This window comes from Acinetobacter sp. YH12076 (assembly GCF_013419525.1).
Classification (GTDB): Bacteria; Pseudomonadota; Gammaproteobacteria; order Pseudomonadales; family Moraxellaceae; genus Acinetobacter; species Acinetobacter amyesii.
Genome location: NZ_VOZY01000010.1, coordinates 119141 through 132450, shown reverse-complemented (window position 1 = coordinate 132450; position 13310 = coordinate 119141). Strand labels below are relative to the sequence as shown.

General features: G+C 40.1%; 13 protein-coding genes. 6 read left to right on the top strand and 7 right to left on the bottom strand.

The window, feature by feature from the left end; translation table 11 throughout:
• The first annotated feature begins 49 nt into the window (after window positions 1-49).
• Window positions 50-709 carry a TrkA family potassium uptake protein gene (locus FTU22_RS11590; RefSeq protein WP_078188649.1) on the top strand — a complete coding sequence of 220 codons (660 nt, stop codon included), beginning with the start codon at window positions 50-52 and terminating at the stop codon, window positions 707-709.
• Window positions 710-761: 52 nt separating this feature from the next.
• A complete protein-coding gene (locus tag FTU22_RS11585) occupies window positions 762-2099 on the top strand; it encodes a TrkH family potassium uptake protein (RefSeq protein WP_180094545.1) in 1338 nt (445 codons plus the stop codon).
• Window positions 2100-2162: 63 nt separating this feature from the next.
• On the opposite strand, the gene FTU22_RS11580 is transcribed toward FTU22_RS11585, so the two are convergent.
• The 4 genes from FTU22_RS11580 to FTU22_RS11565 form a co-directional block, all read right to left on the bottom strand.
• On the bottom strand, window positions 2163-3320 hold the full coding sequence (locus FTU22_RS11580) for a phospholipase A (RefSeq protein WP_180094543.1): 1158 nt from the start codon (window positions 3318-3320) through the stop codon (window positions 2163-2165).
• An 18-nt stretch (window positions 3321-3338) separates the two neighbouring features.
• Window positions 3339-6278 carry an insulinase family protein gene (locus FTU22_RS11575; protein ID WP_180094541.1) on the bottom strand — a complete coding sequence of 980 codons (2940 nt, stop codon included), beginning with the start codon at window positions 6276-6278 and terminating at the stop codon, window positions 3339-3341.
• Window positions 6279-6419: 141 nt separating this feature from the next.
• The gene (locus tag FTU22_RS11570) at window positions 6420-7193 is read right to left on the bottom strand and encodes a hypothetical protein (RefSeq protein WP_180094539.1); all 774 of its coding nucleotides are present in this window, start codon (window positions 7191-7193) and stop codon (window positions 6420-6422) included.
• 167 nt (window positions 7194-7360) lie between these two features.
• Window positions 7361-7810: a GNAT family N-acetyltransferase gene (locus FTU22_RS11565; RefSeq protein WP_180094537.1), complete on the bottom strand. Its 450-nt coding sequence runs from the start codon at window positions 7808-7810 to the stop codon at window positions 7361-7363.
• A 278-nt stretch (window positions 7811-8088) separates the two neighbouring features.
• Between FTU22_RS11565 and FTU22_RS11560 the strand changes: the two genes are divergently transcribed.
• From FTU22_RS11560 to FTU22_RS11550, 3 genes are read left to right on the top strand one after another with little or no spacing between them, the layout of a single operon-like run.
• Window positions 8089-9093: an adenosine kinase gene (locus tag FTU22_RS11560; RefSeq protein ID WP_180094535.1), complete on the top strand. Its 1005-nt coding sequence runs from the start codon at window positions 8089-8091 to the stop codon at window positions 9091-9093.
• Window positions 9093-9419: a Rieske (2Fe-2S) protein gene (locus FTU22_RS11555; protein ID WP_078188656.1), complete on the top strand. Its 327-nt coding sequence runs from the start codon at window positions 9093-9095 to the stop codon at window positions 9417-9419. Before FTU22_RS11560 ends, FTU22_RS11555 begins: the two co-directional genes overlap by 1 nt.
• Window positions 9420-9435: 16 nt before the next feature.
• Entirely contained in the window at window positions 9436-10044 is a 609-nt protein-coding gene (locus FTU22_RS11550) for an OB-fold-containig protein (RefSeq protein ID WP_180094534.1), read from the top strand.
• 86 nt (window positions 10045-10130) lie between these two features.
• On the opposite strand, the gene FTU22_RS11545 is transcribed toward FTU22_RS11550, so the two are convergent.
• Together FTU22_RS11545 and FTU22_RS11540 are read right to left on the bottom strand one after the other, a co-directional pair.
• The gene (locus FTU22_RS11545) at window positions 10131-10757 is read right to left on the bottom strand and encodes a YidB family protein (protein ID WP_180094533.1); all 627 of its coding nucleotides are present in this window, start codon (window positions 10755-10757) and stop codon (window positions 10131-10133) included.
• Window positions 10758-10869: 112 nt separating this feature from the next.
• Window positions 10870-11340 carry a DUF6231 family protein gene (locus FTU22_RS11540; protein WP_168378602.1) on the bottom strand — a complete coding sequence of 157 codons (471 nt, stop codon included), beginning with the start codon at window positions 11338-11340 and terminating at the stop codon, window positions 10870-10872.
• A 34-nt stretch (window positions 11341-11374) separates the two neighbouring features.
• Between FTU22_RS11540 and FTU22_RS11535 the strand changes: the two genes are divergently transcribed.
• Window positions 11375-12244, top strand: coding sequence for a DUF2797 domain-containing protein (locus tag FTU22_RS11535; RefSeq protein ID WP_180023994.1), 870 nt, complete (start codon window positions 11375-11377; stop codon window positions 12242-12244).
• A gap of 78 nt (window positions 12245-12322) precedes the next feature.
• Here FTU22_RS11535 and FTU22_RS11530 read toward each other — a convergent pair whose 3' ends face one another.
• Complete coding sequence (locus tag FTU22_RS11530; RefSeq protein WP_180094567.1) at window positions 12323-13270, bottom strand: alpha/beta fold hydrolase; 948 nt, start codon at window positions 13268-13270, stop codon at window positions 12323-12325.
• Between the last annotated feature and the right edge of the window lie 40 nt (window positions 13271-13310).

Below are 13310 nucleotides of genomic sequence, written 5' to 3'. Positions count from 1 at the left end.
AGCTAACATCAACATATTCAATAACTTTAGAATAATTTAGGAATACGGCATGGCACAATTCGCTGTGATTGGCTTAGGAAGTTTTGGCGCAACTGTAGCCACTGAACTCATGGGTTTAAAACACGATGTCATTGGAATCGATAGCAACAAAAAGTTTGTTGAAAGTATTTCGGACCAACTGACCCATGCAGTGATTGCTGATGCAACAGATGAGCACGTTTTACAAGAACTCAATATTCAAAATTGTGAAGCCGTCGTTGTCGCAATTGGTGAAGATATTGAAGCCAGCATCTTATGTGTGCTCCATCTTAAAAACATGGGGATCAACAAAATTTGGGCCAAAGCCAAGTCCAAAGCGCATCACATGATTTTAACCCATTTAGGCATCAGCAAAATCATCCATCCTGAAGAAGATATGGGTGTCCGTGTTGCCCAGTCACTGAGTTATCCAATGGTGAGCCGCTACATGGTGCTCGAAGATGATCATTATTTGGTGAAAGTTGAAATTAAAGAATCACAACAAGGCACGCGTTTAAATCAAATAATGGATCATGTCCCTGAAGTGAAGACAATATTGCATAAACGTGGCACCGAGCTTCAATATAGTTTAGATCCGAACCTGATTTTACAAACAGGCGATATTTTAGTGGTTGAAGGTTTACTCGAACATTTACGTCGACTGGCTAAACACTTTAAAGCAACTTTGTAATCAGCGTCGAGCTCCTTTTGCACATAATCACGCAAGATGACAGTAAAAAAACATGAAACTTCACAATAAACAGCGTAATACCATTAATCTCAGCCCACCCAGTATTTTGGCATTGGGTTTTCTTGGGCTAATTATCATTGGCACCTTGCTGTTAAAACTCCCTTATTCACATCATGGTGATTTAAGTTGGATCAATGCCCTCTTTACAGCGACCTCAGCCGTGACCATTACAGGACTTTCAGTTGTGAATGTCGGCGAAGCCTATACTGTGTTTGGTAAAGTCGTGATTATGGGTTTACTACAATGCGGCGGTCTCGGCTTTATGACCTTTGCGATATTGGCCGCTATGAGTTTGTCTCCTAAAATTGGGCTAAAACAACAAATTATGGCTCAAGAAACCATTGGACAAACCAGCCTTGCCAAAGTGACCATGACCATCAAAGGCGTACTGCTGTATTCGCTATTTTTTGAAATGGTGGGAACGGTTATTTTGACCATCGCTTGGATGCAAGAATACAATTTTAACCAGGCCCTGTTCTATGCTGCCTTTTATAGTGTTTCTGCATTTAATAATGGTGGATTTTCATTATTTCCCAATAGTTTAATGAGCTTCGCTGACCGTTATTTCATTACGTTTACCATCAGTTTGCTTTATATCATCGGTGGTATCGGCTTTTTGGTACTGATGGACATTAAGCGCAATAAAAGTTGGAAAAAACTCAGCACCAATAGCAAGCTGATTTTATCGACCATTGCAGGCTTAAATATCTTCGCCTTCATCACCATTTGGTTATTAGAAGCCAATAATGCTGCAACCTTAGCCACGATGTCACTAGGTGATCAAGCCCTCAACGCGTGGTTCCATGCAACGGTTCCACGCTCTTCGGGTTTTAACAGCTTACCTATGGAAAGCATGAGCGATGCATCATCACTCGTCACGATGTTACTAATGTTTATTGGTGGTGGCTCGCTCAGTACAGCTGGTGGCATTAAAGTCGGGACGTTTATTATTGTTGTGCTCAGTGTGGTCAGTTTTTTAAGACGTGAAGATGAACTGCGTGTGTTTAACCATTCTGTTTCAGAAAAAACTACCTTTAAAGCATTAGCGGTGATTTTCATTACAGTAACGTTGATTTTCATTGGTTTTTTCAGTCTATTGCTACTCGAACCTGACAAACGCTTTTTAGACTTACTCTTTGAAGCAGTGTCCGCTGCCTGTACAGTAGGCCTATCTCGTGGCATCACCAGTGACTTACAACCCGCCAGTTTAGTCGCCCTGATGTTATTAATGTTCGCAGGCCGCCTTGGACCCTTAACACTAGCTTATCTGATTGCTACACCGAAGAAGAGTCGTTTAAAACACCCGCCTTCTGAGATCCAAATCGGTTGATTTGTACATTTTCACTCAGCCATAAAAAACCACGCCGTAGCGTGGTTTTTTATTTGCGAAGCATTAGAACCAATTCATTAATGACACACCGACACCGACATAGGTTGCACGATGGTTATAATCGATCAGGCTTTCACCATAGCCATCAAACAATTGAACTGTGCCGCGTAATTTACCATTGATTGGGAAAGTCCAATCAAACTGCACAGCACCATGTGAGTCATCACCACCTTTCAGTGAATGACGTAACATTAAACTAAAGTCATGATCTTTATGACGATAAAATGCTGTTAAATCCCCACGTCCCACATAATCGGTAATATCTGGGTTGTTATCATCTTTAGTATCTTCTTCAAAACGATACCAAGGTCGTAACATCAGTGCAAAATTGTCACGTTCAAAGCCAAGATTTAACATGACACGGTTCCAACTCCGCGATAAGGGATCAGAACGTCCATTAGACTGATGGTTAAAGGTTAAGCCCAGCATACGCCAGTTCAAACCCAAGAGTTCATAGTTGGTACGAAAAACCAGACTGGCTTCAGGTTCATAGTTGGTTTCACGGAATGGTCGAGATTCATCTTCGTTATAGACTTGCCAACGAGAAGACTGGGTATAGCCCAACCAGATATCACCATTATCACCAAATAAGTTTTCAACAGCTTTGGTTTTTAATGACAATTGGAACTTGGCTTCCATCGATTTCAGGTTTTGTTCCTGATCGGCTTGTACCGTGTTGTTTTCATTCGGGCTTGATGGACGTTCATTTTTATCTGAAGTCCAATATCCCGGCATTAAATACACAGGTTGATAGCCGCGAATATTCCACGTCCCTAATTTACTCTCTGGAGAAAGTTCCCAACGACTATCCAATAATGAAAGATTTGGATTGAGGTTCGGTGCTTCTACAGCAAATAAACGGTCCGTAAACGCATGACTGACTTTTTCTTTGAAAGTTAGCTTCTCTGTCGGTTCAGGCTTAATTTCTTGTGCGGCTTGACGCTCAGAAACCAACATTTCTTTTTCAGCAGGTTGCACTTTAAACAAAGCGTCATAACACGATAATCGCTCTGCATTTGACTCAAGTGCCACACATGCTTCAGCGGTAGCTGGTTTAACAGCCACATCCGCATTTTGTGCATTTACAGTACTGACATACATTGAACTGAGCGCAATGAGGCTCAGTTGCAATGTCGTACGCTCAAGAGATTTGAACGCCATAAAAACCCCTTTTTTGTTTTAATTCACTTGTTTTATTTCGAAACCAAGCTCAACCAAAGCATCTCGCTTAGCCACCGGTGCAACCACAGCTTTTGTCGGTTGTTGTTCAACCAAATACGCCACAGCAACACGTTTTAGATCTTCCAAAGTCACATTCAACAGACGTTCACGTAACATTTGACGGAAAGCTGGCGTGCGTTTATGCAATAAAGCATAACAAGCTGTAATGGCTTCACCCGCTGGTGACCCCGGTTTATCCATGCTGGCAATTAGACCCAAAATCGCTTCTTCTAGCTGATGAGGTTGTTGTTCAGCATTCAGTAGCCACTGCACACTTGCGTCAAAATCTTTAAACGTTTCAGCTAAACGTGGGTCACGGTAGCTATAGAAACGGAATGAACATGCATTGCCGTCATAGCTTGCACCACCACCATAAGCACCACCTTTTTCACGAATCGCGCTATGCAAGAAGCCATTACGTAGATAAGCCGCCAAAATCATTAAAGGTGCTGCATCTGGATGTGACACTTCCACCGCAGGATATGCTGAAGCGCAGAACTGAACATTGGCTTGAATGAGCCAAGCTTCGTCATTGTTGCTATCTGCAAAATTCACTTGAGTTAAATCATGTGGGTTATCGTCAATCGCCACTTTATCCCAAATGGTTTGAACTTCTTCAACCAATCTGTCTGAATGATGCTCCTCACACACCACCAAGAATTGTTTTGGTGCTTTAAGCAAACGGTTGTGAATTAACTTAAGCTCATCAATCAAGGCATTATAAGCCGTGTCGTCTTGCTCAATTTTGCTGACAAGTTCTGACAACCAGTTCAGCGCGCCTAGGCCTGTATTATGATAATCACGTAACGCCAATGCACTATGTTGACGACCTGCAATTTGCATTGCATAGCTATGACCAGAGCCAGAAACACGTGAATGCCAACGTGCTTTACGTTGTTGCAATAACTCTACGATACGGTTTTTCTCATCAAAACGTAGCTGTTCAAAAGCCAATTTCAATAAGCGAATTGCTTCAAGATTATTCACCAATGATTTAGTGGTCAACGTTAGCCAAGCACTAATTTGACCTTTATCGTCCACTTTTGAACGCAGGGATGCACCCATACCTAAACCGCCACTCACAGCTGTTTGCAACTGTTGTAGCTCTAAGTAGTCGTATTCACCTGCACCAACTTCACCCATCAAAATCGACAAGAGGTTGAAATACGGCGATTGCACCACTTCATCAGGAATCTGAATCAAAACTTGTTGGTAATAAAGACCATTGGTGCCTGCGTGGTAAAGATTTAACGGTGTATCTAATCCATTACTGATAATTTCGCGTAATTGACCTTGTACAATCTGTAATTGTGCAGGAACGTCTTCTAAACCTACTTTAGGCAATAGGTTCAAATCATCTGGGGTATCTTGACGAATGTTCAGTGCTTCAGTCTGCGCAATAATCTCTGCTTTTTGCGCTTCAGTTAAGTTCGCAACAATTTCTTTTAAACGTGCTTTTTCTGCTGCCGCTTCCAACGCATTTTTTTCAGCATCTGGAACCAAAGTTAATTGCACACGATGTTGATTATCTAGCAAGTAAGTTTGGATTAAGTTAGATAACCACATTGGGTCTTTCAACTCTTCCTTCACTTGTTCAATGGCCGTATCCACATCCCAGACATCCACAGGGTCTGAATGGTGAATCGCACTGCTTAAACCATTCAGAATTAAGCTTAGGCCATATGGTGTACCATCACCATTGATTTCACGCTGATGCAATTCAATTTGATGCAAAATCGCCTCAACTAAAGCCGGGTCAACAGGCTTAGCCGCAACGTCTTCTAATACTTTAAACACGCCATTTTTAAATTGTTCTGCATGCTCAGGGTTTGAACCTTGAATTGCACAGTAGAACGTCATTTCATAGTTTGAGTCATCTACGCCCATGAATGGACCAGTAGACTGTGCATAACCACAGGTTTCTAAGTAATGACGTAATGGCGAAGCAGAATCTTCAAGCAATACCCCCTCAACCAAACGCATACCTAAACGTAATTTAATATTACTTGCTTCTGGCAATAACCAAGAAAGCACATGATAGGTTTTGTCTTTGAGGTCTTCAGCATCAACTGCATACGTTTCAGTTACAGTTACAGGCGCAGTTAAACGACGTTCAGGTTTTGAATACAGCGTTTGACCTTTTTCAAATTTAGACAAAGCAAGCGTTTCAAACTGTTCTTGTAAATTATATGCAGGCTCATTACCAAAGGTCATGAACACGGCATTACTTGGGTGATAATGTGATTTGTAGAAACTTACTAACTCTTCATAGCTTAAGTCAGGAATGTCTTTCGGATCACCGCCTGAGTTGTAATGATAAGTTGTTTCTGGGAATAAATGATGGGCAAGTTGGTGATACAACTGATCTGAAGGTGAACTCATGGCACCTTTCATTTCATTAAATACCACGCCTTTATATACAGCTTCGCCATTTTCTAGCTCAATACGAATCCCTTCTTGTGCAAAATCAAGCGGGTTCAAATTCGCAGCAAAAGCAGCATCCATATAAACTTCTAACAAGTTTTGGAAATCTTTTTTGTTTTGCGTTGCAAATGGATAAGCCGTCCAATCCGCTGCGGTAAACGCGTTCATAAACGTATTGAGGGAACGACGAATCATTAAAAAGAATGGGTCACGTACAGGGAACTTTTCTGAGCCACAGAGTGCTGTGTGCTCAAGAATATGCGCCTCACCTTTTGAATCCATCGGCTGTGTACGGAAGGCAACTAAAAATACATTTTCATCATGGTTTGTGGCTAAGTGATAATGCACTGCGCCAGTCACTTTGTGTTTATATTCAGACACTAAAATGTCTAAAGCTTCAACATGATGTTGACGAATCAACTGAAACGCGGGATGTACAGTTTGAGAAATGGTTTCAGTGACATCTACAGTCATGTGTGCTCCTAATCTATTCATTTAAATTAGGCAAAGTATACCTTAAAAAATCATAACTAGATTCACCGAAACAACATTTCCAACTGTTTTAATCAACTTGAACTTTAATTTTAAAAATCACTTGTTTTCGCACTAAAACATTTAGACAGGTTTTATGGATTGCCTATCATTTCGTGTTGACCAATAGACACAAATCACAATCGCCAATAACAATACAAAAGAAGCCATAAAGCGACTTAAATCCAATCCACCTGAACTGATTGGCTTATCTAGAAAATCGCCGACAACTGCGCCCAATGGACGTGTCAAAACAAAAGTAGCCCAAAATAAAATCGTCTTTGAGACCTGACTAAAAAAGTACAACAACACCATCAATAGAATTAAACCACCAAATAGCCAAATGCCACCACTATAGCCTAATCCTGCACTATCGGAAGTCCAGTCCCCCAAAGCTGTACCTAGCGTTTGAGAAAATGTAATCGTCAGCCAATAAAAGATCTGTGTTCGCGGCAAATTCACTACACTTGGATTGATCGATCCTTCGACTCGATACCAACTAAAAAGCGATATGAGCACCAAACTCAGTAACAGCAAACTACCACCCAAGTAGCCAATCCCTAAAGAACGATCCACAAAATCCGCTAAAGTCGTACCGACCGTGGTACTGGCAATAATCGTGGCCCAATATAAATAAGGTTTATAGGCTTTGGACTTTATTTGAAAATACAGCAAACTGATAAATATGCCTGCGAAAATAAAGGTACTGAGTAGATAGCCCAAATTTAAGGACATGGACAATGCATCACCACTGGTTTCACCAAAGGTGGTCGCAAAAATTTTGGTCAACCAAAACAGTGCGGCAATCTCAGGGACTTTTTTAACGTACTCTTGTAGCTCATACACTTGCATATGCATCACTCTATGCAGTTATTTTGATGCTTATATCTTCGATAACTAAAATGAATTTTTGCTTAAAAATTTGCTTAAAATAAGGCGCTCTTTTTTAAAATTATCACAAGAAAAAAGCACCCGATATCGGATGCTTCATTTATAGTGTTTACTGTCTATTTTTGGATTTAAAACTAAACCAGATATTTGAAATAATTATAATTTGGATGGTTTTCAACATAGACATAATTCTGTTTTTGATAGAATTTTGCAGCATTTTTAAGTTCTGTATTTAAGCACAGTGCAGAAAAGTGTTTTTTTGCACCCTTTTCCAATTCCACCAATAGCTGCTTACCCACGCCATGCTGACGGTACTGCGGATGCACATAGAAACGGCGAACTCGACCAATCCGTTCTTCTACACCAGTATCACCCCATTGCTGATTTAAACCGCCACAAGCAATCAATTTATCGCCATCATAAGCAAGCAATAATTGCTCACCCGTTTGGTCAAAACGATTTTTACCACTTTGATATTCTTCAATTAAACGGTGTATAAATGTATAGCCTTCATGCTGCGCCAAAGCAGCAATATTTTCGATTTGAGCAGGAAGTTGCTCTGCTGGACGAATCGTAATTTCCATATATTCACACTTTTAATCTGTTATCTATTTATGATGACCAAATCATCTTGATTCAGTCTGAACACCCTATAGCTCTATAAAAGTAAAAATTTTCGATTTGCACAATAGCAAAGCTGATTAAAACGGCAACTAATTCAAAAAAAATGTAAAAATATAATGGATTTGCCCGATTTTTATACACACCTGTCCTTTAATTGAATTTTCTTCAACAAACTACAGCATTCCTGAGCATTCGTGTAAACTTAGCACTTTCATTTTTTTTGATGTGATTATACAACATGGCAACTGTTGACCTTTTTGCAATTGGTAATGCACTTATTGACCAAGAATTTAAAGTCTCTGACGAATTCCTAATTCAACACAATCTGCAAAAAGGTACGATGCAACTGACTGATGGCGATACTCAAGCAGCCCTTTATAACAATCTAAAAGCGACTCAAGAATATAAAGGTCAAGCTTCTGGTGGTTCTGCAGCAAATACTTCGGTTGCTTTTAGTGCTTTAGGCGGAACTGCATTTTATGGTTGTCGTGTCGGCAATGATGACTTAGGTCAAATTTACCTAAATGGTTTAAACGACGCAGGTATCCAAACTGCAACTCAATCAATCAGTGAAGGTGTAACCGGCACATGTATGGTATTGGTCAGCCCTGATTCTGAACGTACGATGCATACTTACCTCGGTATTACTGCTGAATTAACTGATAGCCAAATTGATTTTGGCAGCTTAAATACTGCGAAATGGTTATATATCGAAGGTTATCTTTCAACATCAGATAGCGCGCGTCTTGCGGTAAAACAAGCACGTCAAATCGCCAAAGCCAATGGTGTACAAATTGCATTGACCTTATCTGATCCAGCAATGGTGCAATATGCACGTCAAGGTCTAGATGAGTTACTCGATGATGGCGTGGACTTATTGTTCTGTAATGAACAAGAAGCGCTGATGTACACAGAAACAGATCATTTAGATGCTGCACTTGCTAAATTGCAACCACTAAGCAAACACATTGTCATTACATTAAGTGCCAAAGGCGCCTTAATCCATAATGAAGCAGCAACATTTACCGTGCCAGGTCGTAAAGTTACCGCAGTAGATACCAATGGTGCAGGTGATGCATTTGCTGGTGCTTTCCTATATGCACTGAATGCAGGTCATGACTATCAAACGGCTGCTGAACTGGCCATCTTGATTTCAAGTGAAGTTGTGGCTCAGTTTGGTCCACGCCTAGCAGTTGAAGAATATGCTCAGCTTTTACAATCATTTCAAAAGGAATGTGCTTAATGTTTAAAATTTGCATGACGGATGATGTGCCTGAACGTGAAGCACGATCATTCGAAACGCCTGAAGGTGAAACGATTTTTATCACCCAACGTGATGGCATGTTTTACGCTTATCAAAATAACTGCCCACACTTGCACGTGGAACTTGAGTTTCTAGAAAATCAATTTCTAGATCGTGACCAAGAATTTATTGAGTGCTCAACACATGGCGCACTGTTTATGGTCGAATCTGGGGAATGTATTTCTGGCCCATGCCAAGGTCAAGCCCTTGAAAAAGTGAACATTAACGTGCATTCTGATGGTGGAATCTACCTCACAGAAGAATAAACACTGGAATACAACCATGTCCTCATTTTTAACAGACTATAACTTAATACCCTTTCATTTAAGTTTATTGGCCGTACTGTTATTGGGCATGGTTGAAACCATTGGCTACTATATCAATATTAGTCCTAGCCAAGTTTTAAAAAGAATCGCTCCTCAGCGCATACAAGAGTTGGCATTATTGAATGTCAAATTTTCCAAGACTCTGATTTTGTTCTTCTTACTGATGAATTTTAGCTTTGCAGGCTATGTACTTCAGTTTTGCATCCATGCCAAAGAAGGTCAATTCGTTCCAGCTTATTATTTAATTTTACCTGCGTTGATCATTGCCATATTCTTTACGGTATTTATGATTCATTGTTTGGATCAGGTTGTCCCACCCAAATATAAAAAACAAACGGTTAATTTACTCGGTCGTCTAGCCACCATTTCAAGTGGAAATGCCCGTCCCGGCTTTTCGGCTCAAGCGCGTGTACGTGATGAGTTTGGTCAACTACATTATGTGCAAGTTGAGCCAGAGTTTGGTGAGTTAGAGTTTCAGTCGAAAATCATTTTGATTCGTCAAAAAAAATCACACTATATTGGCAAAAAAATCAGTGTGTCGAACCGTTTATTTAATCCATCTTAGCGTCACATTGTTATCATTTTTCAAATCATAAAAAAGCCAGTGTTCACTGGCTTGTATTTAATCAAATACCTAAATCGATATTTTGATTAACGCTTAAGGAAACCTGAGACCAAATTCATCACTTGTTGAATATCAGCATTCGCTTCTTGCTGATTGGTTTGTCCAGCTTGTGGCGTCAATGAGTCAATAATTTGCGGCAATACGCTTGAAATTGCGCTATATACATCTTGTTTCTGAGTTTGTGTTTCTTGTGCAACTTGCTCCACTTCGGCATCATCAAATAAATTTTGTACTTGTTGATTAGTCACAGCAGCATTATCACCAGGGCCTGTAGATACCCAATCATCAACCTGACTGCTCAAGCCCTGTCCACGTAATTTATCCAAAGCACCTTGTAGGCCACCTTGTTTTTGAATCCAAGCCAGCACTAGAGGTAACACTGCTACTAAAATGGTTGATGCATTACCACCGCTACTACGTTGCTGCGGCTGCGCTGCACCACCCAGTTGGCCCAACACAGAGCCTAGAATTCCCCCCAAACCACCCGCTTGGTTTTGAGCATTGGTTTGGGTATTTTGAGTGCCTGCATTTGCGCCCAATTGACCCAGCACCGAACCTAAAATACCACCCAAACCACCTTGTTGATTTTGATTGTTTGCACCACCAAGGGCCTGCTTTGCTAAAATCTCAACAATATTATTTAAATTTGTCATTTTATTTTTCCCAGTGAAACCTAGATAAACTTAATTACAGCATACGTGGGAAAACACAGATTTATCATAAATGTTTGTTAATTTTTGCAATTTCTCGCAGGCTAAGTATTTGTTACCAACGGAATTTATCCCAGTTTTCAGGATTTGCCCAAAATTTAGAGTTAAACCAATCTGGAATATGTTTATAAGTCAAAATATTAAACTGCCATAAAGCAAAATCACTTTCATGCGTGGTTTTATCAATGAGCTGAGTAAAACCTAAAGCACGTAATAATTGTTCATCGTGTAACTTACTCACCACCACGATGCGTTTGGCAAATAGGTCACGCAATTTTACCAACATCTGAGTTTTCTGCTGCTGATCCAAACTCAACATCATTTCAGTATCAAGAATCACAAATCCAAGGTCAAAACGCTGGGTAAAAGGCAGATTTAAAAACTCAGTTACGTTAAAATGTTGCCATTGAATTGGATGAAATTGATTGTATTGCTCAAGATCCTGACCAATACAGATTGCGGTTGAAATGGGCTGCTCTTTTGACAAATCGTCTAGCATAGAAGTGATGACATTTTGTTCAGCCATTGACCGCATCCTTAATAATGAAGTGAGTATTTGTATGGAACTACAAGGCATTTGCCATAAAATGCATGCAGGTCTTAAAGACCTTAGTGTAACTGATCAACATACACACAAGGCAAATGTTGAGTATAAATTTATTCTAGATCGCTCAGAAGTTGATCTACCGTTTAGCCTTGGCCAAGAAATTGAAATTGAAGCCACGGGAAATATCTACTGCATTTCTTGCGGCGCAAAAACGCCTAAATCGTATTCACAAGGTCATTGCTTCAAATGCATGAAGACTAAGGCTTCTTGTGATATGTGCATTATGAAGCCTGAAACCTGTCATTATCATCTCGGGACTTGCCGTGAAGATGATTTTGCCCATGAAGTTTGCTTTCAACCGCATATTGTCTATTTAGCCAATTCGAGTGCCTTAAAAGTGGGGATTACTCGACTTGGTCAAATGCCTACACGTTGGCTGGACCAAGGTGCGACGCAAGCTTTGCCTATTATGAAAGTTGGTTCACGTCGTCTATCTGGTCAGCTTGAAGTTATGTTTGGAACGCAAGTGGCCGATAAAACTGATTGGCGTAAATTGCTCAAAGGTGAAGCAGAACCCATCAACCTGATCGAAATTCGCGACCAATTGGTGGAAGAATTTGCACCAAAAATTCAGACCATTCGTGAAGAATTTAGCCAAAATTTAGAGTTTAATGAAACTGTTGAACTGTTAGAAGATGAGTTGCCACGCCAATTTATCTACCCGGTAGAAGAATATCCTGAAAAAATCAAATCACATAATTTGGACAAAACACCGATTATTCGAGGAAAATTACAAGGGATTAAAGGTCAGTATCTGATTTTGGATACCGGTGTGATCAATATTCGTAAATACACGGGCTATGAAATTAAAGTACGTACTTAAATCGACTTAACGTGTCTAATTAAGTTTAAAAAAGCGAGATATTTCTCGCTTTTTTTTCACACACTTTACCGATTTGATTCATTGAACAGTTGAAAGAAACTTTAAATATGGCAACGCCATTAACTGCTCCGCTTCTAAGATAGGCATATGACCAACATGGTCTAATACCAGCGGTTTTTCGACTTTTTTAAATAAGCTTTTCAATTCTTCTGCTACTTCAACATTGATAATCTGATCTTGCTTCCCCCAGATAATGAACACAGGTGCATCAATGCCTCGTGCAGCCAAAGCAAAGGACTCTGGCGTATACAAGATCGCCATTTTTTGCAGTTGCTCCACCATTTTATTGGTTTGTTTAGACTGAACTATCATCAACTTTTCTTGCCCAATTTTTAATTCTTGTGGAATAAAAGGCGGGGATTGCATCACGATCTTCATCACGCGATCAAAATCACCAGTTTTTCTGACCACTAGCTCTGCAAGCTTTGCCATATCTTTTAAATACACTGTATTACTCGACTTAAAGACACCTGCCGAATCCACCAACAATAAAGATTTCACTTCTAAGGGATACTGAGCGCTATAGAGCATGGCAATTGCACCACCCATCGAATGCCCTGCGATATGTAAATTTGGATCTAACTTTGCAGCATCAATAAATCGTCGTAATTTTTCAGTTAAATTTGGAATTGATAGATCAAATTGATCTGCGACAATAGTTTCTCCATGTGCTGGCAGATCTGGAATAATGACATGATAATTTGGCGTTAAATAACGGGCAACGCGGTTCCAATTATCACGCGTGCCTGACAAACCATGCAGCAACAACAGCGTCGGTTTTCGTGGATCTCCTCCTTCACTGTATGTCCATTCGATTTCATTATTTTTGACTTTTTTACTGGTCAAGCCCGCCCAAGCTCTTTCCTGCTCTAGAACATTTTGAAAGTTTCGTTCTGCAGCTTGAATACTACTTGCAACGCAAATCGTTAATAGCATTAATATCATGTGCTTAAAATAATGATCCATCCATCGCAATAACGGTTTCTTTAAACGTTTAAATTGAGGC

Coding starts and splice junctions, on each gene's coding strand:
- FTU22_RS11530 (WP_180094567.1), bottom strand. CDS start 13,270: ATGGATCATTATTTTAAGCACATGATATTAATGCTATTAACGATTTGC.
- FTU22_RS11565 (WP_180094537.1), bottom strand. CDS start 7,810: ATGGAAATTACGATTCGTCCAGCAGAGCAACTTCCTGCTCAAATCGAA.
- FTU22_RS11550 (WP_180094534.1), top strand. CDS start 9,436: ATGTCCTCATTTTTAACAGACTATAACTTAATACCCTTTCATTTAAGT.
- FTU22_RS11585 (WP_180094545.1), top strand. CDS start 762: ATGAAACTTCACAATAAACAGCGTAATACCATTAATCTCAGCCCACCC.
- FTU22_RS11570 (WP_180094539.1), bottom strand. CDS start 7,193: ATGCATATGCAAGTGTATGAGCTACAAGAGTACGTTAAAAAAGTCCCT.
- FTU22_RS11580 (WP_180094543.1), bottom strand. CDS start 3,320: ATGGCGTTCAAATCTCTTGAGCGTACGACATTGCAACTGAGCCTCATT.
- FTU22_RS11535 (WP_180023994.1), top strand. CDS start 11,375: ATGGAACTACAAGGCATTTGCCATAAAATGCATGCAGGTCTTAAAGAC.
- FTU22_RS11590 (WP_078188649.1), top strand. CDS start 50: ATGGCACAATTCGCTGTGATTGGCTTAGGAAGTTTTGGCGCAACTGTA.
- FTU22_RS11575 (WP_180094541.1), bottom strand. CDS start 6,278: ATGACTGTAGATGTCACTGAAACCATTTCTCAAACTGTACATCCCGCG.
- FTU22_RS11540 (WP_168378602.1), bottom strand. CDS start 11,340: ATGGCTGAACAAAATGTCATCACTTCTATGCTAGACGATTTGTCAAAA.
- FTU22_RS11555 (WP_078188656.1), top strand. CDS start 9,093: ATGTTTAAAATTTGCATGACGGATGATGTGCCTGAACGTGAAGCACGA.
- FTU22_RS11545 (WP_180094533.1), bottom strand. CDS start 10,757: ATGACAAATTTAAATAATATTGTTGAGATTTTAGCAAAGCAGGCCCTT.
- FTU22_RS11560 (WP_180094535.1), top strand. CDS start 8,089: ATGGCAACTGTTGACCTTTTTGCAATTGGTAATGCACTTATTGACCAA.